Below are 25414 nucleotides of genomic sequence, written 5' to 3'. Positions count from 1 at the left end.
CTACCTCACTCCTGTTCAGGGAGCAGGAGTGAGAAAGGATTTGGTCATCGCTTGAGCCGCAGCAGGCTTGAGCCGGTGTAGATCGCAAGCGCCACCCAGATCATTGCGAAAGCCGCCAGACGCACCATGTCGAACGGCTCCTTGAAGACGAAAATGGCTATCAGGAAGATCATCGTCGGCGCGATATATTGCATGATGCCGATGGTGGAGAGCTTCAGCAGTTTCGCACCATTGCCATAGAGAATGAGGGGAACGGCGGTGATGAGACCGCTTGCCGCCAGAAGCCAGGTATCGGCGGAATTGCCGCCCATGAAATGCGCCTGTCCGCTGAACGCAAGCCAGATCATGACCAGCACGGCGGGAATAGACAGCAGCATGACTTCCAGCAGGAAGCCCTGCGTCGCGCCTATGGGCAGGGTTTTACGGAAAAAGGCGTAAAAGCCCCAGGAAACGGTGAGCGCTATGGAAACCCATGGCAGGCTGCCCGCATGCCAGGTGAGGATGGCCACCGCAACCGCCACGAGGCTGATGGCGGCGATCTGCGCCGGATAGAGTTTTTCCTTCAGCAGTACGGCACCGAGGAAGATGCTGAACAGCGGATTGATGAAATAGCCGAGCGCGGCATCAAGTGCGCGGCCCGCGCCGATCGACCAGATGTAGACGCCCCAGTTGATACTGATGAGCGCAGCCGTAAGACTCGCCATCGCAAGCATCTTCGGACTTCTCAGCGCCGTACGGATTTCAGCCGTACGCCCGAGCACGATCAGCACCACCGCTGCGATCGGCACCGACCAGACGACGCGATGCACGATGACCTCGATCGGTGAAATATGTGCAACTGCCTTCATGTAGAAGGGCAGGAAACCCCACAAAAGATATGCGGAAAGCGCGAAAGCAAAACCGCGCGCGCTGTCGCCGCCCTCTTGGGCTGGAAGCGTTTTGTCGAGTGCCATGGGAGTACCGCCAATTGTTCGGATGGCGTTTTATAACGGATCGGCACAATGGCGGCCAATTCATTTCCGTGAAGGGTTCATGAGAAAAACTGCATGAATAAAAGGCGCTTTGCCTTACAAACGTGCTGATCAGCGCCGGGTAAATGATTCCCGCAGGAAACCCCTGCGTGAATCATCATCTTATCCTGCCGCCACAACGTGCTGAAATAAATACTATTTTCCGGCAAAACGGTCGTTAGCGCGGATCAGTTGATCGAGAATGCCGGGCTCGCTCATCGCATGTCCCGCAGCCTCGATAATGTGGAAATCCGCGTCCGGCCAAGCCTTGGCCAGCTGCCAGGCATATTTCAGCGGGCAGGGCATATCGTAACGTCCATGCACGATGACACCGGGAATATTCCTGAGCTTGCCGGCATCGCGCAGCAATTGTCCTTCCTCAAGCCAGCCGCCATTAACGAAGAAGTGGTTTTCGATGCGGGCGAAGGCAATCGCGTATTTGTCTTCACCGAAATCCTCGACGCGGTCGGGATCGGTGACGAGTGCAATGGTCGCGCCCTCCCATTGGCTCCATGCTTTCGCGCATTCCAGCTTCTTCGTTTCGTCAGTGCCTGTGAGATAGCGATTATAGGCCTGCATCATCTCGCTGCGTTCGGCTTCGGGAATGGGTGCGATGAATTTTTCCCATTGATCCGGATAGATTTCAGAGACGCCGAACTGGTAGTACCAGTCGAGTTCCGGCCGGGTGACGGTGTAGATACCGCGCAGGACCAGTTCGCTGACGCGGTCCGGATGGGTTTCGGCATAGGCGAGCGCCAGCGTCGAACCCCAGGAGCCGCCGAACACCAGCCATTTCTCGAAGCCGCAGAGTTCACGCAGCCGTTCAATATCGGCAACCAGATGCCATGTGGTGTTGGCTTCGAGTTCCGCGTGTGGCGTGGAGCGACCGCAACCGCGCTGATCGAACAGGATGACATCGTAAAGATCGGGATCGAATACCCGGCGATGGGTGGGATTTACCCCGCCGCCCGGGCCCCCGTGCAGGAAGACCGCCGGCTTAGCGCCGCGTGTGCCCACCCGCTCCCAATAGATCGTGTGGCCGTCACCCACGTCGAGCGTGCCGGTCTCGAAGGGTTCGATCTCTGGATAAAAGCCGCGCAGTTCGTCAGTCATGTTTTATCGTTCCTCAGGCGGCCATTCGGCCGTGTCATGATCCGGATGTTGGTAGGAGGTGATCTCGGCCTCATCGACGCCCTGTTCGACTGCCGGTTTGGCGAAGAGCTGCTCGATCCACGGCATACGCTTGTGGATGTTCACCTGCACCTGCGGCTCTATCTTCTCGGGATGGTCGAAAGCGCCGATCGCGATCTCCACGCCGCCGGGATAATGATAGGTCAGCGGTGTGCCGCACTTGTTGCAGAAACCGCGATGGATTTTCCGCGACGAGCGGAAGAGGGCAGGCTGGCCGCGTGTCCAGGTCAGATGTGCCTGATCGGCAGTCACAAGTGCGCCAAAGAAATTGCCGAAATGTTTCTGGCACATGCGGCAGTGGCAGATGGAGGCCCTGCCGAGCTTGCCCGCATGGAACCGCACGGCGCCGCACTGGCAGCCGCCGGAAAAACCCGTTTCGCTCATTGTCTGTTCTCCGGTGGCCAGTTTTCGGTGTCGTGGTCGGGGTGTTGATAGGAAACGAGATTGGCAAGATAGTCCACCTGCGTCAGGTCGTCCTCGGTCGCAACGGCGGGCAGGGTGTGGAGGTTGTCGACAAAATCGATCTTCCGTTCCACGCCCCATTGGATGGTTGGCGGCAGCGCGGCGGGATCGTCGAAGGCGCCGGCCGCCAACGCAATGCCATCCGGGGCCTCATAGGTTAGCGGCGTGCCGCACTCGGGGCAAAAGCCGCGCTTCACGACGCTGGAGGACTGGAAGCGTTTCGGCTCGCCGCGCGTCCATGTGAACTCCACATTGCGAACTGAAACCAGTGGCGCGTAATAAGCCCCGAAAGCCTTCTGGCACATGCGGCAATGGCAGATGGAACTGTCTTTCAGGTCGCCAGTGGCGCGAAAACGGACCGCGCCGCATTGGCATCCGCCGGTATATGTCGTCATCTTCGGTCCTCCCGGATCGTTCTGATAATGTGGAGACAGACATTATCTAAGTCTGTGAGGACGTCATGGTTCCAGAAGCGGAGGATGGTCCAGCCGTCTTTTTCAAGCCGCACGGTTCTTTCATGATCGTAGTGTAAAGCTGCCTCGGATGTATGTTGAGAGCCATCGATCTCGATAATAAGTCGATGATCGGAACAGGCGAAATCGACGATAAAACCGGCAATCGGCATTTGTCTGCGGAAACTCAAGCCTTCAAGGCGATGGGCGCGAATTGCGTTCCAGAGTTTCAGCTCGGCATCCGTCATTACTTTCCGCATTTGCTTCGCGTATTTGCGATGCATTGGGTCTACATCTGCATGCGGCATGATCTGGCTCGCCGTTTAGTGCCTCGCCTTAGATTGGTTGAGGGAACTTAAAATCGCAAGCGTATTGTGGTGGGCGAGGATACCCCCCTCTGCCCTGCCGGGCATCTCCCCCACAAGGAGGGAGATCGGCATGACGCGCCTGCGTCGCTCCATTTCGACCGAAGAGAAATGCGGGGCCTAACAACGAGTCGATCTCCCCACCTGTGGGGGAGATGCCCGGCAGGGCAGAGGGGGGTAAACCGCAAGCCGCAGCCTCAAGCGCTGGACGCAAGCCCTACCGCCTCAACTCCCAGGTCGTCGTCCGCTCCCCGGTCTCCTTGTCCTTGCCATCCTTCAACTGAATGCCCTTCTCCGAAAGCTCATCGCGCAACCGATCGGCCTCTGCAAAGTTCTTCGCCTTCAGCATTTCCAGACGCAATTCCACCAGAGCGTTGACCGCCGAAACGATGGCCTCGTCCATTTCAGTTTTCTTCGGCAGCACGCCCAAGAGGGCAGCACTCGCCGCGAAGGCCGGCAGCTTGGATGGGTCCACATTGGCCGCGTGCGCCAATGCGTGCAGCGCCTGCACGGCCGCAACGGTGTTGAGATCGTCGGCAAGCGCCTCAAGCACGGTTTCATCCGGCGCGGCATCGGAGGCTTCCGCCGCCGGCCATTTGGCGAGCAGGCGTTCGGCCTCTTCCAGACGCTTTACCGAAAAATCGATCGGCTCTCTATAATGCGTCATCAGCATCGCAAGACGCAGAACCTCGCCCGGCCATTTCCGGCCGCCGAATTTCTCCGTGTGCAGCAATTCATAGATCGTCACGAAGTTGCCCTCGGACTTCGACATCTTGCGGCCTTCCACCTGCACAAAGCCGTTATGCATCCACACGTTCGCCATGACATGCGTGCCGTGCGCGCAACGGGACTGGGCGATTTCGTTCTCGTGATGTGGGAAGATGAGGTCGAGCCCGCCGCCGTGAATGTCGAAAACGTCACCGAGGTAGCGGCCGGACATAGCGGAGCATTCGATATGCCAGCCGGGACGGCCGCGGCCCCAAGGGCTTTCCCAGCCGGGCTCGTTGTGGGAGGAAAGCTTCCAAAGCACGAAATCGCCGGGGTTCTTCTTGTGGGCATCCACCGCCACGCGCGCGCCCGCCTGCTGCTCGTCCAGCGGACGCTTCGAAAGCTGCCCGTAATCCGCCATGGAGCGAGTGTCGAACAAGACCTCGCCACCGGCCGTATAGGCGTGGCCGCGTGTGATCAGTTTCTCGATAATGTCGATCATCTGTGCGATATTGTCGGTCGCGCGCGGTTCGACACTTGGCTGAAGGCAGCCCAGCGCCGCGACGTCCGCATGGAACTGGTCAGCCGTCTTTTCCGTCACGGCGTGAATAGCATCGTTGAGCGGCAGATGCGGATAGTCCCGCAGCGCCCGCGCATTGATCTTGTCATCAACGTCAGTGATGTTGCGAGCATAGGTGACGTGATTTTCGCCATAGACATGGCGCAGCAGCCGGAAGAGAACATCGAACACGATGACGGGTCGCGCGTTGCCGATATGGGCGAAATCATAGACCGTCGGGCCGCAGACATACATGCGCACGTTTTCAGGATCGATGGGCGCAAATTCCGCCTTTTCGCGGGTCAGCGTGTTGTGAAGTTTCAGGCGCAAGGACATGCGGCAATTCCCTAAAGGCAGTCAGTTGTCCTGACCGGGCCGTTTGTCTGTAAGACCTTGCGGGAGACGAAAACGAGCCGGCCGGTGGCGAACCAGCAAAATTATTTCAGCAGCAGGTGCAGATCGTCGTTTTCATGACTTGCGTTATGGCGCGGCGGTCATGCGCGGTCAAGCGTTTCTCTCGTGACGTTGGCTGACCCGCCGACCGGCATCACTCCGGCGGACGGTAATCCACGAACCGGTTTTCCCGGACCAGGAAGAGCTTGCCGGTCTCTTTGAGATCGGGCGAAGCAAGCGGCAGGATGGCTGCGGCCACCTCTGACGGATGCGGCACGGTGGCGGGATCTTCGCCGGGCATGGCCTGCGCGCGCATTGCCGTGCGCGTGGCGCCGGGATTGATGCTGTTGACGCGAAGCGCGCTCTTCTGCGTCTCCGCCGCCCAGGTGCGGGCAAGTGCTTCCACAGCTGCCTTGGAGGTGGAGTAGACGCCCCAGAAGGGACGACAGCTATGAGCGGCACCCGAGGACAGGATCAATGCCCGACCGGCGTCAGATTTGAGAAGCAGCGGCTCGACCGAGCGGATCAGCCGCCAGGTGGCGGTGACGTTGATGGTCATGACCCTTTCGAAAACCTTTGCCTCGATATGGCCGACCGGCGAGATGACGCCGAGGACACCGGCATTGGCGACCAGAATATCCAGCTTGCCCCAGCGCTCGTAGATATTGGCGCCCAGCGCATCGATGGCTTTCATGTCGGAGAGATCGAAGGGAACCAGTGTCGCGGTGCCGCCGACGGCTTTTATGGCGTCGTCCAGTTCCTCAAGGCCGCCCACCGTGCGGGCGCAGGCGATGACATGCGCACCCGCCTTGGCCAGCTCCAGCGCCGTGAAATAGCCAATGCCGCGTGATGCGCCGGTGACGAGAGCGATGCGCCCCTTGAGATCGATAGTCATGGTCTCCCCCGAAATGATTGCGCCTTCTTCTACGAAGCCGCAGCCGCCCGCTGCAAGCAATTAAATTGTCGCAACTGGCGTGCGGAATAAAAGGCAAGAAAAAAGCGGCCACCGGAGACCGGTGGCCGCTTGTTCTGTCGGGATTATCAGCCGTTGCTGGCCAGCATGGAAATCTTGCTGCCCATCGCCTCGCCGTTCTTGTCGAGGAGGCGGGTCGGATAATCGCCGGTGAAATAATGGTCGGTGAACTGCGGCCGCGCCGGATTACGGTTTTCACCGCCCACCGCGCGATAAAGCCCGTCGATCGACAGGAACGCCAGCGAATCGGCGCCGATATATTTCGCCATCGCCTCGACATCCGCATACTGGTTCGCCAGCAGCTTGTCGGCATCAGGCGTGTCGATGCCGTAGAAATCCGGATGGAAGATCATCGGGCTGGCGACGCGGATATGCACTTCCTTGGCGCCAGCCTCGCGGATCATCTGCACGATCTTGACCGAGGTCGTGCCGCGCACGATGGAATCATCCACCAGCACCACGCGCTTGCCTTCGATCATCGCCCGGTTGGCGGAATGCTTGAGCTTGACGCCGAAGGCGCGGATCTGCTGGGTCGGCTCGATGAAGGTGCGGCCGACATAATGGTTGCGGATGATACCGTATTCGAAGGGAATGCCGCTTTCCTGCGCAAAACCGAGCGCTGCGGGCGTGCCGCCATCGGGAACGGGCACCACCACATCGGCTTCGAGCGGTGCTTCCTTGGCAAGGTTCATGCCCATGTTCTTGCGCGTCGTGTAGACGTTGCGGCCGCCAACGACGGAATCGGGACGGGCGAAATAGACATATTCGAACAGGCAGAGACGCTCGGGCTGCGGCTTCGACGGCTTGCGCGCATCGATGGTGATCGAACCGTCAGGCTGGATCTCGCAGATGATGACTTCGCCGTTTTCAACGTCGCGCACGAATTTCGCGCCGATGATATCGAGAGCACAGGTCTCCGAGCAGAAGATAGGCTTGCCGTCCAGCTCGCCCATGACCAGCGGGCGGATACCGATCGGGTCACGCGCGGCAATCAGCTTGGTGCGGGTCATCGCCAGCATCGAGTAACCGCCTTCCATCTGCCTGATGGCATCGATGAAACGGTCGGCGGTGGAGGAATGACGGGAGCGGGCGATGAGGTGCAGCACGACTTCGGTATCGGAGGTCGACTGACAGATGGCGCCTGTCGCGATGATCTGGCGGCGCAGTGTCAGGCCGTTGGTGAAGTTGCCGTTATGGGCAATCGAAATACCGCCTTCTTCCAGTTCGGCAAACAGCGGCTGTACGTTGCGCATCGCCACTTCGCCCGTGGTGGAATAACGGGTGTGGCCGATGGCGATGGAGCCGGGCAGGCGGGCAAGCGTTGCCGGATCGGTGTAATGATCACCGACGAGGCCCATATGGCGTTCCTGATGAAAGCGCTTGCCATCGAAGGAGACGATGCCGGCTGCTTCCTGGCCGCGATGCTGCAGGGCATGCAGGCCAAGCGCGGTCAGCGCCGAGGCGTCGGCATGGCCGAGAATGCCGAAAACGCCGCATTCTTCATGCAGCGTATCGCCGTCGATCTCTTCCTTGAAAGTGGCCTCAGGAAACTTGGAATGCGAAAGCGGCTCAATCATCCGGCTTGCCCTTGCTCTCTACCGAGAAAAAAGAAAGACCATTCCGGTGAGTGTTTCCCCCGGTCGGTCCGTCTGTGTCGTGCTTGATATTTAGCACAAATAGCGCGCCTTGCATGCATTGCAAGACGCGACACTGTGTCAATTATTCGTTGCCGGCGGATTTGTTGCCGGCACATCTTCGGCAGGCGCCTGCGTGGTCGTCTGTTCCTGCGGTTTTCCAAGGATGCGAGCGCGGATCTGCGGCTCGATATCGTCAGGCAGAACCGCTTCCAGCTTGCCAACCAGCCCGTCAAGGAAGGGCTTGGACTTCGCCTGCGTCACCCATTCCGGCTGTGTCTTCACATCCACCAGCCAGTTCCAGAAGGCGACGGCGACCACTAGAAGCAGGATGCCGCGCGCCGCGCCGAACAGGAAGCCCAGCGTGCGATCCAGTGCGCCGATGCGGCTGTCGATGATGAAATCGGCAATACGCGAGGTGATGAAGGAAATCACGATCAGCGAGACGAGGAAAACGACGCCCGCCGAACCGGCAATGGCGATCTTGTCGTCATCGGTATAGTTGCGCGCATAGGGCAGCAGGACCGGATAAAGATAATAGGCGGCGGCGACCGAACCGGCCCAGCTCGCAATCGACAGGATTTCGCGGGAAAAACCGCGGACCATCGCGAGAATGGCGGAGAAAAGAACAACGGCGATGACGATGCCGTCGAAAATTGTAATGGGCATATACCAACTCCGGAGGTGCGACGCCCTGTCAGGCGCTGCCTTGCCAATTTTGCGATCCTCTTACACCACTGTTTCCTTTGGCGAAAGGATCAATATTCGTCGTCCTCAACCTGTTTGAACCGGTTGCCGGAGCCGGCGATGCGGGCCACGAGGTCCGGAAGGCTTTCGATTTCCGTCCAGCGCCCCTTGCCGCCTTTCGGCAATTCAGCCGAAGCAGAAGGCAGAAGTGCGGCGGAAAAGCCGAGTTTTTCAGCTTCTTTCAATCGCTGGCCCGTATGCGAGACCGGACGCACCGCGCCCGACAGGCTGATTTCGCCGAAATAGACGCAATCGGCGGGCAGGGCAAGACCGGCAAGCGAGGAAACCAGCGCAGAAGCAATAGCCATATCGGCGGCCGGCTCGGAAATCCGGTAGCCTCCGGCGACGTTGAGATAGACATCGTGCTGACCGAGCTTCACGCCGCAATGGGCCTCCAATACCGCGAGAATCATGGCGAGTCGCGACGAATCCCAGCCGACCACCGCGCGGCGCGGTGTACCGAGCGAGGTGGGCGCGACCAGCGCCTGCACTTCAACGAGCACGGGGCGTGTCCCCTCGATGCCGGCAAAAACCGCAGCGCCCGGTGATTTTTCGTTGCGTTCTCCCAGAAACAGTTCGGATGGATTGGACACTTCCCTGAGGCCGCGATCCGACATTTCGAACACGCCGATTTCATCGGTCGGCCCGAAGCGGTTCTTGACGGTTCGAAGAATGCGGTAATGGTGGCCGCGGTCACCTTCGAAATAAAGGACGGCATCGACCATGTGCTCCACCACGCGCGGGCCAGCGATCTGGCCTTCCTTGGTGACATGGCCGACAAGCACCATGGTCGCGCCTGTCTGCTTGGCGAAACGGATCATCGCCTGCACGCCGGTGCGCACCTGTGTCACCGTGCCGGGGGCGGAATCGGCGGTATCGCTCCACAATGTCTGGATGGAATCGATGATGACGAGATCGGGCCGCTTGCCTTCGGAAATCGTCGCCAGAATATCCTCGACATTGGTTTCCGCCGCCAGAAGCACATCGGTTTCAGCAGCCCCCAGACGTTGCGCACGCAGACGCACCTGCGCCACCGCCTCTTCGCCGGAGACATAGATGATGCGATGGCCGCGCCGCGAAAGGGCGGCGGCCGCCTGCATGAGGAGCGTCGATTTGCCGATGCCGGGATCTCCACCGATCAGAACGGCCGAACCGCGCACGAAACCGCCGCCGGTCGCCCGATCAAGTTCGCTGATGCCGGTCGGGATGCGGGGGGCTTCTTCGATTTCACCGGAAAGCGAGGTGAGTGTGACTGGCCGGCCCTTCTTGGGAGCCTTGCCCGGGCCGGATCCGATGCCGCCCATCGGGTCTTCCTCGACGATGGTATTCCACTCGCCGCAGCCTTCGCATTTTCCCGCCCATCGGGTATGAACCGTGCCGCAGTTCTGGCACACGAATTGAGTCTTGGCTTTGGCCATCTATGTCAGTTTTCTTCTTGTTTGAAATGATCTGCGGAGATGTCTTGGTGGCCGTGGACGACGCGCAGGACATACATTTTATCATCATCGACGATGAAATAGATGCATCGCTCGCGATAGGGGAACGCCCGCAAATTCGGCGCGAAGCTCCGAGGAACGCCGGTTATCCCGTTTCGCGCCAGCGAGATCATCTTGCCGTTGACGTCGTCCAGAAAGCGTCTGGCAGCAACAGGATTGAATTGGGAGATATAATCATGGTCGGCCAGAAGATCGTTCAACGCCTGAGCGGTGACCACCAGACGCCTTCGCTTCATTCCGCTCCTCCGCAAGCTTGATAATGTGCGCTGTTAAATCGTCCGCCGTAGAAAACTCCATCATCCGGCCAGCCTTGACATCGTCAAGCCCTTCCTGAATCTTCCTTTGAAGCTCTACAAGCTTTCCCTCATCGCTGCCCAGCAAACGAAGTCCAGCAGAAATCACTGCATCCGCGTCGCTATAAACGCCAGCCGCCACCTGCTCCTCGATGAACTTCTCGTCCTGCTCGCTCAAATGGATTTCGGGCATTTCGATCTCCTTTTGTTCTCTTTTAACACAGGTCGCGTGAGCTTTCCAAGCGCTAAAGGCGCGTCTCAGTCATCCGCCATCAGATATTGCCGCTCATATCGCAGACCAAGTCCTGTCAACATCTCATAGCCGATCGTTCCTGCCGCCCGTGCAGTCTCGTCTACGGGCACATTGGGACCGAAAAGCTCGACATAGTCTCCGGTTCGAATGGCATTGGCCGGAACATCCGTCACGTCGAAGATGGTGAGGTCCATGGTGACGCGGCCAGCAACCGGCACCTTGTAGCCGTTGACGACACCGTATGCGCCGCCATGGCCCATTTCGCGCAGCGGAATGCCGGAACCGGACAGCGAACGCTGGTATCCGTCCGCGTAACCGACAGTCGCGATGGCGAGGCGGCTTGCGCGTTTCAGCAGAAAGGTGCCGCCATAACTGACGGTCTGGCCTTCGCCCGCATCGCGGATCTGGATGATGCGCGCTTCGGCTTTGGCGACCGGCCGCATGGGATTTGCAACGTCGTTGACCGCCTCTCCGCCATAGAGCGCTATGCCGGGACGGGTAAGGTCGAAATGATAATCCGGGCCGAGAAAGATACCGGCGGAAGCCGAGAGGCTTGATTCGATACCTTCGAAAGCAGTGCTAACCATCCGGAATGATTCGAGCTGAGCCCTGTTCATCGGCGAGGAGGGCGTATCGGCACAGGCGAGATGGGACAGCACCAGAACCGGGTCAAAACTTGCCGGCCGGGTCACGTCGTCGGCCAGAAACAGCGCATCGTCGAGCGGCAGTCCGAGACGGTTGAAGCCGGTGTCCACATGCAGTGCGCAGGGGTGATCACCACGCTCGGCCACCGTCACCATCCAGAAGGAAAGCTGCTCCTCGGAGGCGAGAACCGGCACCAGATCATTGTCGAAGACCTGCCGTTCCTGGCCCCGCCAGATGCCTGACAGGACGAAGATGCGTGCTTCAGGTGCATAGGAACGCAGGGTCTCACCCTCGGCAACCGTTGCCACGAAGAAGTCGCGCGCGCCGGCATGGTAGAGCGCTGCGCCGCAATCCTCGATGCCGAGGCCATAGGCATCGGCCTTCACGACGGCCGCTGTCCGCGCCTTGCCGGAGCGTCTCCTCATGTCCCGCCAATTATCGGCCAGCGCACCGAGATCGACGGTCAGCCGCAGTGGCGCGTGTTCGAAAGCGTCGGTTTCGGTTTCAGCGAATTTATCCTCGAAGTCGTCTGTCATGCCATGCGTCCGGTTGATTTTGGAACCGACCAGACCCTAGCACTTTTGTTCAAGACGGTAAGGATCGAATGCTCTAAACTTCGCTCATGCACAATGTTTCGCAGGAACAGGCCCTCGATTTCATGCCCGTCGCCACGACGGAAACCACGCGTTTCTGGCGAGACGGACGTTTTGGCGGCATGGAATGCCTGAGTGCTACGTTTCTCACCCATGAATATTCGCCTCACGCCCATGACACGTTTTCGATAGGCGCCATCGAAAGCGGCTCGCAGATTTCCACCATTCAGGGCACCACCGAACAGACGGGGCCGGGGCATCTCTATCTCATCAATCCCGACGAGATTCACGATGGTGCACCAGGCGGCGGCGGTTACCGTTACCGGATGATCTATCCTGACACGGCACTGCTGCGCGATATCATCGAGGATGTGACGGGCAGGGCCTTCCACGGTACGCCGTCATTCCCGAAGTTTCTGCCGCGCGATCCGCAGATGGCGGCCGCCTTTCAGATGGCGCACCGGCGTCTGGAGGAGAAATCCGGTGCCCTCGAGGCGGATGAGGGCATGTTCTCGGTTCTCGCCGCCCTTTTCGGCAGGCATGGCAGCGCCATTATCCTGCCGGTCGAAACGCGCGAGAAAACGGCGGTTTACACCGCCCGCGACTACCTTTCCGACAATTACGAGACCGATATCGGCCTTGAGGAACTGGCTTCCATTGCCGGTCTCAGTCGCGCACATCTTATCCGTGCTTTCAGGAAAGAGTTCCACATCACCCCGCACGCCTATCTGACCGACGTGCGCATCCGCAGGGCGCGTCGGCTTCTGCGCGCCGGCGAGATGCCGGCCGAGGTGGCGGCGATGTGCGGTTTTGCGGACCAGGCGCATTTCACCCGGCATTTCAAGGCGCGCACCGGCATTACCCCGGGCCAGTTTCGCATGGGGTGATGCCGGCACACGCATTCCTGTGTGACGTCACTTTCGTACAAGACCGGTGGATGTCTTACGCGTAATCGCTCTCCTGAAAGGGAGAAAGCGATGTCGATATGGGACAAAAGGACGGAATTCGTCGCGGGATTACGGGCCGCCGCGCCATTGCTCGTGGCCATGGTGCCGATCGGCGTCGTGTTTGGCGCGGTCGCCATCGGCAAGGGCCTGTCGCCGCTCGAAGCCTCGCTGATGTCGCTGCTGGTCTTCGCCGGCGGCTCGCAATTCGTGGCGATGGACTTATGGACCCATCCGGCTAGCTGGAGCGCGCTCGGCTTTGCGGCGCTGCTCGTCAATCTGCGCCACGTGCTGATGAGCGCTTCCATCGCCGGCAAGCTGGACGATTTCCGGGGCTGGCGGAAATATGCGGCCATGCTGGTGCTGACGGATGAATCCTGGGCGTTGTCGGAGTTTCGTGTCATTGCAAACAGGCTAACGGTGGCCTTTTTCACCGGCGCTGCGCTCTCGATCTATCTCGTCTGGAACCTCGCAACCCTTGCCGGCGCGCTGCTCGGCTCAGTGGTGGGGGATATGTCGGTAATCGGTCTGGATTTCGCCTTTCCCGCCGTCTTCATCGTGCTGCTCATGGGGTTCTGGAAGGGCAGGGAAACCGGCTTCGTGCTTCTGGCAAGCGCCGCCGCCGCCTGTCTCACCCACGCGCTGGTTCCCGGCGCCTGGTATATCGCCGCCGGCGCGCTGGCGGGTCTCGCCGTCGCCGCCTTCGGCCACGAGGAACAGGCGGAGCAGCCGGCATGACGCTCGACCCGAATACGCTGCTGACAATCCTTGCCATGATGGCGGCAACCGTCGCCACGCGCCTTGGCGGCCTGTTGCTGGTCACTCATTTTACGCTGACACCGCGCCTGAAAAAGGCGCTTAGCGTGGTGCCGCCCGCCGTCCTGATGGCCGTGGTGACGCCGACGGCGCTCGCCAGCGGGCCGGCGGAAACTATCGCCTGCGCAATCACCGCGGTTGCGGCGCTGCGCCTCAGCCTTCTGCCGGCCGCAACGCTCGGTGTTGCTGGCGTGGCGCTGCTGCGTGGAATCGGATTGTAAGAAAAAGCCACCAACGTCTTGAAAGGACTCGAGCCTTGTTTCCGGAACGTGGGAAATAGCCGAGACGGTAAACATACCCTCTCGGCCATTATTGCCGCCTCAATGTTCTTCGTACTGGCTGAAGCTCGGATCGGCCAGATCCGTAAAGCGGGTGAATTCGGACTGGAAGGCAAGCTTCACCGTGCCGGTCGGTCCGTGACGCTGCTTGGCGATGATGACGTCGGCCGTGCCTTTCACCTTGTCGAACAGCGCTTCCCATTCGGCATATTTGGGATCGGAAATATCGCGCGGCTCCATGTTCTTGACGTAATATTCCTCGCGGAACACGAAAAGCACCACGTCGGCGTCCTGCTCGATGGAGCCGGATTCACGCAGGTCGGAAAGCTGCGGGCGCTTGTCTTCGCGGCTTTCCACCGCACGGGAGAGCTGTGACAGCGCGATGATCGGGACGTTGAGTTCCTTGCCCAACGCCTTCAGGCCCGTGGTGATCTGGGTGATTTCCTGCACGCGGTTTTCGCCGCTCTTGCCGGAGCCGGTCATCAGCTGAACGTAGTCGACCACCAGAACATCTAGACCGCGCTGGCGCTTCAGGCGACGGGCGCGGGCGGAAAGCTGGGCAATCGAGATACCACCGGTCTGGTCGATGTAAAGCGGCACCTTCTGCATCATCTGTGAGCAGGCGACGAGTTTTTCGAAATCGGCCTCGGTGATGTCACCGCGACGGATTTTCGACGAGGAAACTTCGGTCTGCTCTGAAATGATACGCGTTGCCAGCTGTTCGGAGGACATTTCGAGCGAGTAGAAACCGACAACGCCGCCATTTTTCGCCTTGAACGAGCCGTCCGGCTGCACTTCCTGCTCATAGGAGGCGGCGATATTGTAGGCGATGTTGGTCGCAAGCGAGGTCTTGCCCATACCCGGACGACCGGCAAGCACGATAAGGTCGGAACGCTGCAAGCCACCCATGCGGGCGTCAAGCGAGTGGATGCCGGTGGAGATGCCGGAGAGGTTTCCGTCGCGCTCGAAGGCCGCGCCCGCCATGTCGATCGCCAGCGCCACCGCATCGTTGAACGACTGGAAGCCGCCGTCGTAACGGCCGGTTTCCGCCAGTTCGAACAGGCGCCGTTCGGTGTCTTCGATCTGTGCCTGCGGCGGCATGTCGAGCGGCGCGTCATAGGCGATGTTGACGACATCCTCGCCGATCTGGATCAGCGCTCGGCGCAGCGCCAGATCATAGATCGCCCGGCCGTAATCTTCCGCGTTGATAATCGACACGGCTTCTGCCGCCAGACGCGCGAGATACTGCGCCACCGTCAGGTCGCCGATCTTGTCGTCGGCCGGCAGGAAGGTCTTGATCGTCACCGGATTGGCGGTCTTGCCCATGCGGATGATATCGCCTGCCACCTCGAAAATCTTGCGGTGCAGCGGTTCGTAGAGGTGCACGGGCTTCAAGAAGTCCGATACGCGGTAATAGGCGTCGTTATTGACGAGGATGGCGCCGAGCAGCGCCTGTTCGGCCTCGATATTGTTCGGCGCTTCGCGGTAATGCGGTTCCGCCGGTTGCGCGGGGGTGATCTTTCTCACAGCGTCGTTCATGGTTTGCGCGATCTCCCTTTGCCTGTTCTTACACCTCGGGTTTGGCTTTCTGTGCCATTGCAGTCAATGATATTGTTGCAACACTCCATGGCAGGCCGACGTCCGCTGAGCGAAGTCGGATCACATCTTCAGTTGTCCCCAGCAATCCACAGGCGGGATGGGGACAAAGCGGGAAATTTCCCGGCAACGTGATTCGCCGCCATGAGTTTACCGCATGGCAGACCCGGCACGAAAGAAACTTGAAAATCGTCAGCCTTACGAATAAATAGGCAGAAAATAAGTAGTGTACTAATTATAAGGCTTGCTGACATGTCCCGCGAGACCGACAAGGAACAGCTTCTCGATGAAGTTTCCGCTTTTACCCGCAAACTGCGCGCGTTTTTCGATGCGCGGGTAGGGGAAAGCGGGCTGACGCTGGCGCGTGCGCGTGCGCTTTTCGCGCTCTCGCGGCGCGGACCGTTGACGCAGACGGAGCTCGCGGAGGAAATGGAAATCGAGACACCGACACTGGTGCGGGTGCTTGATGGCATGGAGAAGCAGAACCTCATCGAACGCCGATCCGATGAGAACGACCGGCGTGCCAAACGTATTCACATGACGGCGGAGGGCGAAGAAACCTCGCAGACGGTGCAGGAAATGGCAAAGTCGCTGCGTTCGGAAATCGCCGCCGATATCTCCTCGCAGGAGCTGGCAATGGCGCTGGATGTCATGCGGCGGCTTTCAGCCAATCTGCAAAATCTTGCAGCGGGGAGGGCGCAATCGTGAGCACCTTTTTACCGCTAACGGCAGCGTCGGACGCCGCCGAAAAGGACAGGCCCGCCAATGGCCCCACAGAGACGACGGGCCCGGCTCAATCACCGGACGCCGGCGCCGGGAGCGGCACGCAGGCTCCGTCTGCCGCAGCTGCACCTCAGCCGGTGGAGCGGCCATTGTGGCTGCGGCTGTGTTTCATTTTTGCAGGCCTGTCGTTTTTCATTACGCAGGGCCTGGGCATGAACCTCGTCATGGCCAATATCTACCAGCTGCAGGGCGAGTTTTCGGCGACGGTGGCCGAGGTCGCCTGGTTATCCGCTGCCTATATGGCACCCTATGCCACCTTTTCCATCGCCTTGTTCAAGGTGCGCGCGCAATATGGCCTGCGGCCCTTCGCCGAACTTTCGATCATCGCCTTCGTGGTTGCTTCCTGCCTCAACCTCTTCGTGACGGACCTGCATTCGGCCATCGTCATCCGGTTCGTCAGCGGCATGGCGGCCGCGCCGATTTCATCGCTCGGCTTTCTCTATATTCTTGAGGCCTTTCCGCCCGCACGAAAATTCTCGCTGGGATTCAGCATTGCACTGACAGGTACGCTGTTGTCGGCGCCGCTTGCGCGCATGGTGTCACCCTCGCTGCTGGCGATCGATGGCTGGAATGCCCTTTATTCGATGGAAGTCGGTTTTGCGCTGATTTCCTTCGCCATGATTTACGTCCTCAAGGTCACACCGCCGCCGCGTGCGAAGGTGATCGAGCGTATGGATATCCTCAGCTATCTCCTGTTTGCGGGCGGTCTCGGTTGCCTTGCAGTCATGCTGACGCTCGGCCGGTTCTACTGGTGGTTCGAAACCTGGTGGCTTGGCGCGCTGCTGGCGACATCCATCGCGCTTCTGACACTAATGGCTTTCATCGAATTGCCGCGTAAGAACCCGTTGCTCGACCTGCGCTGGATTTTCTCCAAAACCAACCTGCACGCCATTGCCGTCCTGCTTGTCTACCGGGCGGTCTCGTCGGAACAATCCTCCACCGCGGTCAGCTTCTATCAGCAGCTTGGCTTGCTCAACGACCAGACCACCATGCTTTATGCCCTCGTGCTGCTTGCCACCATTCTTGGCGGGGCGGCCTGCGCATGGCTGATGTTGACGAAATATGTCGAAACCGCCCATGTCATTGCGCTGACACTGATCGCGGCTGGTTCATTTATGGACAGCCAGTCGACGAACCTCACCCGCCCCGAACAGATGTATCTCAGCCAGATGATGATCGCCTTCGGTGCGGCCATGTTCCTGCCGCCTGTCATGGCGAAGGGTTTCGGCGCAGCACTGGCCCGGGGTGCGCCTTATCTGGTGAACTTCATCACCATCTTCCTGTTTACGCAGATCACCGGTTCCATGCTGATGACGGGCCTGCTCGGCAGTTTCGTAACGCTGCGGGAGAAATTCCACTCCAATGTGCTGGTGGAGAACATCCTGCTCACCAACCCTCTCGTTGCCCAGCGTGTCTCCCAGCTTTCCGGTGCTTACAGCCATGTCATCACCGATCCGGCATTGCTGAAGGCGGAGGGGTTGTCGCTGCTTGGCCAGCAGGTCAGCCGGGAAGCCTATGTGCTTGCCTATAATGACACGTTCCTGCTCATCTCCGTCGTTTCCGCGCTGGCGCTGGCCGCGCTTTTGATCCACCTCGCATGGTTGCGCATCCGCCCCTTCCTTTTCCCGGAGGACATCGATGCCGCACCGGCCCCCCAGTCTTGAACCTTCCAAGAGTGCCAAAATGTTGAAGAAGTTTTTTACTCCCGTTTCCATTCTCGTGCTGCTCGGCGGTTTCGCCGGCGTTGCGCTCGTGCTTTACGCCTGGCGGCTGCCGCCCTTTCTCTCCACCGTGGAAATGACCGACAACGCCTTCGTGCGCGGTTACGTCACGACCATGAGCCCGCAGGTCAGTGGATATGTCGTGGATGTGCCGGTGAAGGATTATCAGGAGGTGAAGCAGGGTGCTTTGCTGGCGAAGATTGATGACCGTATCTATCGCCAGAAACAGGCGCAGGCGGAAGCAACGCTCGATACGCAAAAGGCGGCTCTCGATAATTCCCGCCAGCAGGAAAATGCAGCCAATGCCCATATTCTTTCCAGCCAGGCCGCGGTCGACAGCGCCGAAGCCTCGCTGAAACAGGCCCAACTGGCATCCGACCGGCAGGATAATCTCATAAAAAGCGGCGTGGGAACTTCCAGCCTTCAGGAAGAAGCCCATGCCGCACTGGAAAAGGCGCGGGCATCGCTCTCGCAGGCGAAAGCCGCCCTTGAGGTTTCACGGCAGGATCTGCAGACCATCATCGTTAACCGCAGTTCGCTGCAGGCTGCGGTCGCAAATGCCGAAGCGGCCGTCGAGCTTGCCCGGATCGACCTCGCCAATACCGAGATCCGTGCGCCCGTGGATGGCAGGCTCGGCGAAATCGGCGTGCGCACTGGCCAATATGTCACCGCCGGCACGCAGCTGATGGCCGTTGTGCCGCATGATGTCTGGGTTATCGCCAATTTCAAGGAAACCCAGCTTGCGGGCATGCAGGTCGGCCAACCTGTGACGATTTCCGTCGATGCGCTGCATCGCCGCAAACTGACCGGCCATGTGGAGCGTTTTTCGCCCGCCACGGGTTCGGAATTCGCCGTCATCAAGCCCGACAATGCGACCGGCAATTTCGTGAAAATCGCCCAGCGTCTCGGTGTGCGCATCACCATCGACGCGGATCAGCCGCTGGCGGCAGATCTTTCGCCGGGCATGTCTGTGGTGGTGCATGTGGACAAGAGCAAGGCGCCCGATGGGGCGGAGACGGCGGCGAGGTAGTCTGGCGTTGAGTTTGCGGAGGGATAACCCCTCCGCAAACTCAGACCACGCAAACAGAAAACCCCGGATGTCGCCATCCGGGGTTTTCCTTTGACCGTTAGGCCAGATCTTACTCGTCGTCGCCGTCGCGGTCAGCTTCCGGATCGAAGAAGTCTTCCGGACGCAGCGCGTCTTCGTCAACGCCGTAGATGGCGTCAGCGGAGGTGAGGCTTTCGCCCTTGGCCTGACGCTCTGCTTCTTCAGCCGAACGGGCAACGTTCAGCTCGACCTGCAGCTCGACTTCGGCATGCAGGTGCAGGGTAACGTTGTGCAGGCCGATGGTCTTGATCGGCGTGTTCAGCTCCACCTGGTTGCGGCCGATGTTGAAGCCTTCGGCAGCGAGGATTTCAACGACGTCGCGGGCGGCAACAGAACCGTACAGCTGACCGGTTTCGCCAGCCGAACGGACAACGATGAAGGACTTGCCTTCGAGTGCTTCGGCAACCTTCTGGGCTTCCGACTTGCGCTCGAGGTTACGAGCTTCGAGCGTTGCGCGCTCGGTTTCGAAACGGGTCTTGTTGGCGGCGTTGGCGCGCAGCGCCTTGCCCTGCGGCAGCAGGAAGTTACGGGCATAGCCGTCGCGAACCTTGACGGTTTCGCCCATCTGGCCGAGTTTGTTGATGCGTTCGAGAAGAATAACGTCCATCTTCTTGATCCTTTCTATGGTTTGGTTTCGTTCGTAGTGTCGGTTTTCCGCGCCGGCGTCAGGGAGATCGTGCTGCGCACGTCGCTGAGGCCGAACACGAGAATGATGAACAGCGGAAAGACAAAGACCGCCGAGAGATATGCGAGAATGAGGACCGGCAAGCGCCAGTCCTTGCCGCGGGCGCGCTTGTGCAGCGAGGCATAACCCGCCATCAGGAAGCCCGCGCCAAAGGTGCCGCAGATGACCGCGCCGATCATGGCCGCCACGCCGCCAAGGAACATGGCGAGAATGCCGGCCAGGAAAATGAAGATCGCGTTGCGATGCATGCGCAGTGCCGAGGGAATGTCCTCACGCGGGCGCAGGCCCTTGCCGAAAGAGCCGACCAGCCGGGTCGCGAAATAATAGGCCGCAAACAGAAGGATGACCCAGAGGCCGCCCTGAACGATCGGCAGCATCAGCACCAGCAGCGATTTCGTTTGCGCCAGCGCCTCTGCATTGGGCTCGAACAGCGGTTCGCGGTTCTGCACCGATGTCATCATGATATCGACCATGCGCGCGACCAGATCAGGACCGTAACCGATCATCCAGCCAAGAATGACGACGGCGACCGAAACCAGAATGCACAGGTGGAGTACGATGCCGGAGAGCGGATACCAGGCAAGCAGATCATCCGGGCCGCCGATTTCGGAAGCCGGGCGCGCCAGATTGGCGAGATGCGAAAGCCAGCCCGCCGGGATCAGCGTGAAGATCGCGATGGTCAGCGCAAACAGCGGCGACATGACGAGCGCACCGATGATGGCGGTGGTGATGATGGCGACGATGGCGGCGCGATTACCCCAGCCCATGCCTGCGATCAGGATCGGCATGGCGGAACCGGCATAGAGCAGGAAGGAAAAGGACGACTGTGCCGTTGCGCCAAGCGTTAAAAACGCGGCGCATATGCCGGCGAGAACGCCGGAGATCAGCACTGTCTGGTTCAACTTTTGCACTTCGCTGTCCTGCTGAAACTGAGCAGTTAGAGGATCGCTCGTGAGAGCCTCATCCCCAACATGGGATTTAGAGTATCGATCCGCGCCCAACGCGGAAGGATCTGGAAAAGCGAGGCCGCGCTAAACGCAGCCCCGCTTCAATTCATTACGCTACAACGTAGGGCAGCAGGCCGAGGAAACGGGCGCGCTTGATCGCCTGGGCGAGTTCGCGCTGCTTCTTCTGGGAAACGGCCGTGATGCGGGAAGGAACGATCTTGCCACGCTCGGAAATGTAGCGCTGCAGGAGACGTACGTCCTTGTAGTCGATCTTCGGAGCGTTGGCGCCGGAGAAGGGGCACGTCTTGCGACGACGGTGGAACGGGCGGCGTGCCTGGGAAGAGGATGCGTCAGCCATTGGTCAATTCTCCTTATGCACGGTCTTCGCGCGGACGGCGCGGACGGTCTTCGCGGGGACCACGATCTTCACGCGGGCCACGGTCCGGACGGTCGCCATCGCGGCGCGGACGGTCGTCACGGTCGCGCTTCTGCATCATCGCGGACGGGCCTTCTTCGTGGGCTTCGACGGCGATGGTCATGTAGCGAAGAACGTCTTCGTTGATGCGCATCTGGCGCTCGACTTCATGGATGGCGGCCGCCGGAGCGTCGATGTCCATGAGAGCGTAGTGAGCCTTGCGGTTCTTCTTGATGCGGTAGGTGAGGGACTTCAGACCCCAGTTCTCGATACGTCCGACTTTGCCGCCGAACGATTCGATAACGCCCTTGTACTGCTCGACAAGTGCGTCGACCTGCTGGGCAGAAATATCCTGCCGGGCAAGGAAGATGTGTTCGTAAAGAGCCATTTAAGCTTTGCCTTTCTTGCGTTTCGTCCTTCACCCGGCAATGGCGCTAAGCCTCAACGACTGCTCCTGAAAAGGCGTGAGCCTTAAAGCAAGAAAAGCGTTGTTCGAGACGGTCGAGAGCGGAGACACGGGAGGCCGGAAAAACCTTATGGTTCCTGCTGTTCCGTCACCGGAACCAGCCCTCCGTTCAGCCACCAGCCAATTGGACCGGGTGTTGTGAACAGCGCGCTTATACGGATTTTTGCCCGGAATGCAAGGGCAGAGGCGAAAAAGCGCGCCGTTCGATCATCAGATTGGCATTGGATATTGCCGGTGAATGGCTGCGATGCCCTTCAGCACGTCCTCGGAAAGAGTGACATCCGCTGCCGCGATATCAACCTTCAGCTGTTCCATCGTGGTGGCGCCGATGATGACGGAGGCCATGAAGGGGCGCGTCAGGCAGAAGGCAATGGCGAGTTTTGCGGGGTCGATACCATGCGCGGCGGCAAGCTCCAGATAGGCCTTGACCGGTGCTTCCTGAAGCGGCTGCAGGCGGCCACCGAGATCCTTGTTGATGGTTCCGCGTGAACCGGCGGGACGGGCGCCGTTCTGGTATTTGCCGGTCAGCAGCCCTGCCGCCAGCGGCGAATAGGCGAGCAGGCCGACATCTTCATGGTGGGCAACTTCCGCCATGTCCAGATCGAAGCTGCGATAGAGCAGGTTATATTCGTTCTGGATCGTGGCGACGCGCGGCAGGCCCTTGGCTTCGGCGATGTCGATATATTTCTGCGTGCCCCAGGCGCTTTCGTTGGAAAGGCCAATGGCGCGGATTTTTCCGGCCTTTACCAGTTCGCCGAGCGTTTCCAGCTTTTCGGTGATTTCGGCAAGCGTGCGCGCCGTGTCCTGACCGGAAGCGTCAAAGCTCCATGCGCCGCGGAAATGATAGGTGCCGCGATTCGGCCAGTGGATTTGGTAGAGGTCTATATAGTCGGTCTTCAGGCGCTGGAGGCTGGTATCGACAGCCTCACGGATTGCGGCTGCGTCGATATCGCGACCGCCACGAATGTAATCGCGTCCTGAGCCGGCAACCTTGGTCGCGAGCACGACCTGATCGCGCTTTCCGGTCTTTTCAAACCACGAGCCGATATAATCTTCCGTCCGGCCCTGGGTCTCCGCGGAAACGGGCGTGGTGGGGTAAAGCTCTGCCGTATCGAAGAAATTCACGCCGTTCTCGACGGCGTAATCCATCTGCGCATGCGCTTCGGCTTCGGTATTCTGTGTGCCCCATGTCATGGTGCCGAGGCAGATTTCAGACACGGAAATATCCGTGCGGCCCAATAGTCTCTGTTTCATGGAAATGTCCCGGTGCTTGGCCAGATAGTTTGGAAGGTGGTGTGAAAGTAATGGGGAATTGCCGCAGTGCAAGAAAAAATATGATGAAAAGAAAGGGGAAAACAGCACGACAAAACCCCTCACACCGGGCCGGCAGGCGGCCTCAAGCCTTGACTTCGCTGGTGGGAATGTGAATGGAAGTCGACAAGAATAAAGGCAAGGCCAGACAAGAAGGACGACATCCCATGGGTATTGCATTCACATTTCCCGGTCAGGGAAGCCAGGCTGTTGGCATGGGCAAGGAGCTGGCGGATACCTATCCGGAAGCACGCGCCGTGTTTCAGGAAGTCGACGAAGCGCTCGACCAGAAGCTTTCCGACATCATGTGGAACGGCCCTGAAGAGACGCTGACGCTGACGGCCAATGCCCAGCCGGCCCTCATGGCCGTCTCCATGGCGGTCATGCGCGTTCTTGAGGCGCGTGGATTAAAACTGTCCGATACTGTTTCTTATGTCGCGGGCCACTCCCTCGGCGAATATTCGGCGCTCTGTGCCGCCGGTACTTTCTCGGTTGCCGATACCGCCCGTCTTCTGCGCATCCGCGGCAATGCCATGCAGGCCGCCGTGCCGGTGGGTGAGGGCGCGATGGCCGCAATCATCGGGCTTGAGCACGATGCCGTTTCCGGCATTTGCGACGAGGCTGGCATTCTCGGCGTGTGCCAGATCGCCAACGACAATGGCGGTGGCCAGCTGGTTATGTCAGGCAGCAAGGCGGCTGTCGAAAAGGCAGCGGCAATCGCTTCCGAAAAGGGCGCCAAGCGCGCCATCATGCTGCCGGTCTCCGCTCCCTTCCACTCCGCGCTGATGGCGCCGGCGGCGGAAGCCATGCGCGAGGCGCTGGCCAAAGTCGAAAAGCACAATCCGGTCGTTCCTGTCATCGCCAATGTGCGTGCCGCCCCCGTTTCCGACGCCAATGAGATCGCCGGCCTGCTGGTCGAGCAGGTGACGGGCCAGGTGCGCTGGCGTGAGACGGTGGAATGGTTTGCCGCCAACAACGTGACCCAGCTTTACGAAATCGGTTCCGGCAAGGTGCTGACGGGCCTTGCCCGCCGTATCGACAAGACGGTGAATGGCGTTGCCGTCAACGGTGCTGCCGATATCGATCAGCTTCTCGCCACGCTTATCGGCTGAGGCGGGATTTCTCCCGCAGCCGCATTCCTCAGGGCGCAACAACGCTCAACATTTTCAGTCCGAAGCTCTAAAGAAGGAATAGGACATGTTTGATCTGACAGGCCGCAAGGCCCTCGTAACCGGCGCGACCGGCGGCATTGGCGAAGAAATCGCCCGCCTTCTGCACAAACAGGGCGCAACTGTCGGCCTGCACGGCACCCGCGTTGAAAAGCTTGAGGCGCTGGCGACGGAACTTGGCGACCGCGTCAAGATTTTCCCGGCCAACCTTGCCGACCGCGCTGAAGTCAAAGCGCTCGGTGAAAAGGCTGAAGCCGAGCTGGAAGGCGTCGATATCCTCGTCAACAACGCCGGCATCACCAAGGATGGCCTGTTCGTTCGCATGAGCGACGAAGACTGGGATAACGTCATCGAAGTGAACCTGACGGCGATGTTCCGCCTGACGCGCGAGCTGACGCATCCGATGATGCGCCGCCGTTTTGGCCGCATCATCAACATCACCTCCATCGTCGGCGTTACCGGCAATCCCGGCCAGGCCAACTATTGCGCCTCCAAGGCCGGCATGATCGGCTTTTCCAAGTCGCTGGCGCAGGAAATCGCCACCCGCAACGTTACCGTCAACTGCGTAGCCCCGGGCTTCATCGAAAGCGCGATGACCGGCAAGCTGAACGACAAGCAGAAAGACGCCATCATGGGTGCCATTCCCATGAAGCGCATGGGCACGGGTGCCGAAGTCGCCTCTGCCGTGCTTTATCTCGCTTCCAACGAAGCGGCCTACATGACCGGCCAGACCCTGCACGTCAACGGCGGCATGGCGATGATCTGACGGCACGCAAGTCCGTCATGAAAAGGATTGCGGCGCTGTTTAAGCACTTTCTTGGGTAGCTGGCGCCGCAAGGCCCCGCTGACCGGTTTTCGGCGAAATTGCCTGTCATACGCTGTGCTTAGCGCGTTTTCAGGCTTTTCGACCGATTGAAACCATGTTAAGCGGGCCAAGACTGTGAACAGTCGTCCCGGAGAGACAGGAAGCCGTTGCGATTTTGCGTGACGATGTCTAGCTTGGACCGGGTTGAACGGGTTTGCCCGCAGTGCCGGATTTGAACGGCGCATGAGGGCTTCTAACAGGGCAGGGTGCCGCGAGGCATTCCCTTCAAAATAAAGGTCGAGGAAACCGACATGAGCGATATCGCAGAACGCGTAAAGAAAATTGTAATTGATCATCTTGGCGTTGACGCCGACAAGGTTGTTGAAGGCGCCAGCTTCATTGACGATCTGGGCGCTGATTCGCTCGATACCGTTGAACTGGTCATGGCTTTCGAAGAAGAGTTCGGCGTTGAAATTCCCGACGACGCTGCGGATTCGATCCTGACCGTCGGCGACGCTGTCAAGTTCATCGAGAAGGCCCAGGCCTGATCGACCCGCATGGGGAGGTGCAATATCCTCCCGTCTTGGCCCGGCTTG

General features: G+C 59.7%; 28 protein-coding genes. 9 read left to right on the top strand and 19 right to left on the bottom strand.

Annotation, left to right across the window (positions count from 1 at the left end; genetic code table 11):
• Window positions 1-44: 44 nt before the first annotated feature.
• The 13 genes from rarD to alr all read right to left on the bottom strand — a co-directional run bounded on the left by rarD (window position 45) and on the right by alr (window position 11717).
• On the bottom strand, window positions 45-953 hold the full coding sequence (rarD, locus tag WA845_RS20980) for an EamA family transporter RarD (RefSeq protein ID WP_034495824.1): 909 nt from the start codon (window positions 951-953) through the stop codon (window positions 45-47).
• Window positions 954-1166: 213 nt separating this feature from the next.
• Complete coding sequence (gene pip, locus WA845_RS20975; protein ID WP_112553580.1) at window positions 1167-2123, bottom strand: prolyl aminopeptidase; 957 nt, start codon at window positions 2121-2123, stop codon at window positions 1167-1169.
• A gap of 3 nt (window positions 2124-2126) precedes the next feature.
• The gene (locus tag WA845_RS20970; RefSeq protein ID WP_112553582.1) at window positions 2127-2585 is read right to left on the bottom strand and encodes a GFA family protein; all 459 of its coding nucleotides are present in this window, start codon (window positions 2583-2585) and stop codon (window positions 2127-2129) included.
• Complete coding sequence (locus tag WA845_RS20965) at window positions 2582-3058, bottom strand: GFA family protein (protein ID WP_112553584.1); 477 nt, start codon at window positions 3056-3058, stop codon at window positions 2582-2584. The genes WA845_RS20970 and WA845_RS20965 overlap by 4 nt, the downstream gene beginning before the upstream one ends.
• On the bottom strand, window positions 3055-3423 hold the full coding sequence (locus tag WA845_RS20960) for an endonuclease domain-containing protein (protein WP_004441009.1): 369 nt from the start codon (window positions 3421-3423) through the stop codon (window positions 3055-3057). The genes WA845_RS20965 and WA845_RS20960 overlap by 4 nt, the downstream gene beginning before the upstream one ends.
• 274 nt (window positions 3424-3697) lie before the next feature.
• On the bottom strand, window positions 3698-5083 hold the full coding sequence (gene cysS, locus WA845_RS20955; protein WP_112555110.1) for a cysteine--tRNA ligase: 1386 nt from the start codon (window positions 5081-5083) through the stop codon (window positions 3698-3700).
• 211 nt (window positions 5084-5294) lie between these two features.
• Window positions 5295-6035, bottom strand: a complete 741-nt coding sequence (locus WA845_RS20950; RefSeq protein ID WP_004441013.1) for an SDR family NAD(P)-dependent oxidoreductase — start codon at window positions 6033-6035, stop codon at window positions 5295-5297.
• Between the two features lie 146 nt (window positions 6036-6181).
• Window positions 6182-7690, bottom strand: coding sequence for an amidophosphoribosyltransferase (gene purF / locus WA845_RS20945; RefSeq protein ID WP_006700146.1), 1509 nt, complete (start codon window positions 7688-7690; stop codon window positions 6182-6184).
• A gap of 138 nt (window positions 7691-7828) precedes the next feature.
• On the bottom strand, window positions 7829-8416 hold the full coding sequence (locus tag WA845_RS20940; RefSeq protein ID WP_004441017.1) for a CvpA family protein: 588 nt from the start codon (window positions 8414-8416) through the stop codon (window positions 7829-7831).
• A gap of 89 nt (window positions 8417-8505) precedes the next feature.
• Entirely contained in the window at window positions 8506-9912 is a 1407-nt protein-coding gene (gene radA / locus WA845_RS20935) for a DNA repair protein RadA (protein WP_004441018.1), read from the bottom strand.
• A 5-nt stretch (window positions 9913-9917) separates the two neighbouring features.
• Window positions 9918-10190, bottom strand: a complete 273-nt coding sequence (locus WA845_RS20930; protein WP_337322551.1) for a type II toxin-antitoxin system RelE/ParE family toxin — start codon at window positions 10188-10190, stop codon at window positions 9918-9920.
• Window positions 10165-10476, bottom strand: a complete 312-nt coding sequence (locus WA845_RS20925) for a type II toxin-antitoxin system ParD family antitoxin (RefSeq protein WP_112555106.1) — start codon at window positions 10474-10476, stop codon at window positions 10165-10167. Before WA845_RS20925 ends, WA845_RS20930 begins: the two co-directional genes overlap by 26 nt.
• 65 nt (window positions 10477-10541) lie before the next feature.
• Complete coding sequence (gene alr, locus WA845_RS20920; RefSeq protein ID WP_112555104.1) at window positions 10542-11717, bottom strand: alanine racemase; 1176 nt, start codon at window positions 11715-11717, stop codon at window positions 10542-10544.
• Between the two features lie 86 nt (window positions 11718-11803).
• On the opposite strand from alr, the gene WA845_RS20915 reads away from it, so the two are divergent.
• The 3 genes from WA845_RS20915 (at window position 11804) to WA845_RS20905 (ending at window position 13755) form a co-directional block, all read left to right on the top strand.
• Window positions 11804-12661 carry an AraC family transcriptional regulator gene (locus tag WA845_RS20915; protein WP_042936814.1) on the top strand — a complete coding sequence of 286 codons (858 nt, stop codon included), beginning with the start codon at window positions 11804-11806 and terminating at the stop codon, window positions 12659-12661.
• A gap of 90 nt (window positions 12662-12751) precedes the next feature.
• Window positions 12752-13456 carry an AzlC family ABC transporter permease gene (locus WA845_RS20910; RefSeq protein ID WP_112555102.1) on the top strand — a complete coding sequence of 235 codons (705 nt, stop codon included), beginning with the start codon at window positions 12752-12754 and terminating at the stop codon, window positions 13454-13456.
• The gene (locus WA845_RS20905) at window positions 13453-13755 is read left to right on the top strand and encodes an AzlD domain-containing protein (protein ID WP_112555100.1); all 303 of its coding nucleotides are present in this window, start codon (window positions 13453-13455) and stop codon (window positions 13753-13755) included. The genes WA845_RS20910 and WA845_RS20905 overlap by 4 nt, the downstream gene beginning before the upstream one ends.
• A 99-nt stretch (window positions 13756-13854) precedes the next feature.
• On the opposite strand, the gene WA845_RS20900 is transcribed toward WA845_RS20905, so the two are convergent.
• Entirely contained in the window at window positions 13855-15351 is a 1497-nt protein-coding gene (locus WA845_RS20900) for a replicative DNA helicase (protein WP_112555098.1), read from the bottom strand.
• Between the two features lie 309 nt (window positions 15352-15660).
• Between WA845_RS20900 and WA845_RS20895 the strand changes: the two genes are divergently transcribed.
• The 3 genes from WA845_RS20895 to WA845_RS20885 are packed head-to-tail and all read left to right on the top strand — an operon-like array spanning window position 15661 to window position 18942.
• Entirely contained in the window at window positions 15661-16116 is a 456-nt protein-coding gene (locus WA845_RS20895; RefSeq protein WP_004441032.1) for a MarR family winged helix-turn-helix transcriptional regulator, read from the top strand.
• On the top strand, window positions 16113-17855 hold the full coding sequence (locus WA845_RS20890) for an MFS transporter (protein WP_162719210.1): 1743 nt from the start codon (window positions 16113-16115) through the stop codon (window positions 17853-17855). The genes WA845_RS20895 and WA845_RS20890 overlap by 4 nt, the downstream gene beginning before the upstream one ends.
• A gap of 19 nt (window positions 17856-17874) precedes the next feature.
• Window positions 17875-18942 carry an efflux RND transporter periplasmic adaptor subunit gene (locus tag WA845_RS20885; protein WP_112555169.1) on the top strand — a complete coding sequence of 356 codons (1068 nt, stop codon included), beginning with the start codon at window positions 17875-17877 and terminating at the stop codon, window positions 18940-18942.
• Between the two features lie 109 nt (window positions 18943-19051).
• Here the strand turns inward: WA845_RS20885 and rplI are convergent, their stop codons facing one another.
• The 5 genes from rplI to WA845_RS20860 form a co-directional block, all read right to left on the bottom strand.
• A complete protein-coding gene (gene rplI / locus WA845_RS20880; RefSeq protein ID WP_004441037.1) occupies window positions 19052-19627 on the bottom strand; it encodes a 50S ribosomal protein L9 in 576 nt (191 codons plus the stop codon).
• A 14-nt stretch (window positions 19628-19641) separates the two neighbouring features.
• Window positions 19642-20616, bottom strand: coding sequence for a hypothetical protein (locus WA845_RS20875; RefSeq protein WP_004441038.1), 975 nt, complete (start codon window positions 20614-20616; stop codon window positions 19642-19644).
• A 145-nt stretch (window positions 20617-20761) separates the two neighbouring features.
• Window positions 20762-21010 (bottom strand): 30S ribosomal protein S18, encoded by a 249-nt coding sequence (rpsR, locus tag WA845_RS20870; protein ID WP_003502063.1) that lies wholly within the window; start codon window positions 21008-21010, stop codon window positions 20762-20764.
• Window positions 21011-21023: 13 nt separating this feature from the next.
• Window positions 21024-21455, bottom strand: a complete 432-nt coding sequence (gene rpsF, locus WA845_RS20865; protein WP_004441041.1) for a 30S ribosomal protein S6 — start codon at window positions 21453-21455, stop codon at window positions 21024-21026.
• A 288-nt stretch (window positions 21456-21743) separates the two neighbouring features.
• Window positions 21744-22787 carry an aldo/keto reductase gene (locus tag WA845_RS20860; RefSeq protein WP_072494254.1) on the bottom strand — a complete coding sequence of 348 codons (1044 nt, stop codon included), beginning with the start codon at window positions 22785-22787 and terminating at the stop codon, window positions 21744-21746.
• 224 nt (window positions 22788-23011) lie between these two features.
• Here WA845_RS20860 and fabD point away from each other — a divergent pair, with 224 nt between their 5' ends.
• The 3 genes from fabD (at window position 23012) to WA845_RS20845 (ending at window position 25366) form a co-directional block, all read left to right on the top strand.
• Window positions 23012-23956: an ACP S-malonyltransferase gene (gene fabD / locus WA845_RS20855; protein ID WP_112555167.1), complete on the top strand. Its 945-nt coding sequence runs from the start codon at window positions 23012-23014 to the stop codon at window positions 23954-23956.
• Window positions 23957-24041: 85 nt separating this feature from the next.
• The gene (fabG, locus tag WA845_RS20850; protein ID WP_037088954.1) at window positions 24042-24779 is read left to right on the top strand and encodes a 3-oxoacyl-[acyl-carrier-protein] reductase; all 738 of its coding nucleotides are present in this window, start codon (window positions 24042-24044) and stop codon (window positions 24777-24779) included.
• Window positions 24780-25129: 350 nt separating this feature from the next.
• Window positions 25130-25366, top strand: a complete 237-nt coding sequence (locus WA845_RS20845) for an acyl carrier protein (protein WP_003502080.1) — start codon at window positions 25130-25132, stop codon at window positions 25364-25366.
• The last annotated feature ends 48 nt before the right edge of the window (window positions 25367-25414 follow it).

Source organism: Agrobacterium sp. CMT1 (assembly GCF_037203725.1).
In the GTDB taxonomy this organism is placed as follows: Bacteria; Pseudomonadota; Alphaproteobacteria; order Rhizobiales; family Rhizobiaceae; genus Agrobacterium; species Agrobacterium pusense.
Note: the sequence above shows the minus strand (reverse complement) of the source record. Positions and strands in the feature narration are given on the sequence as shown.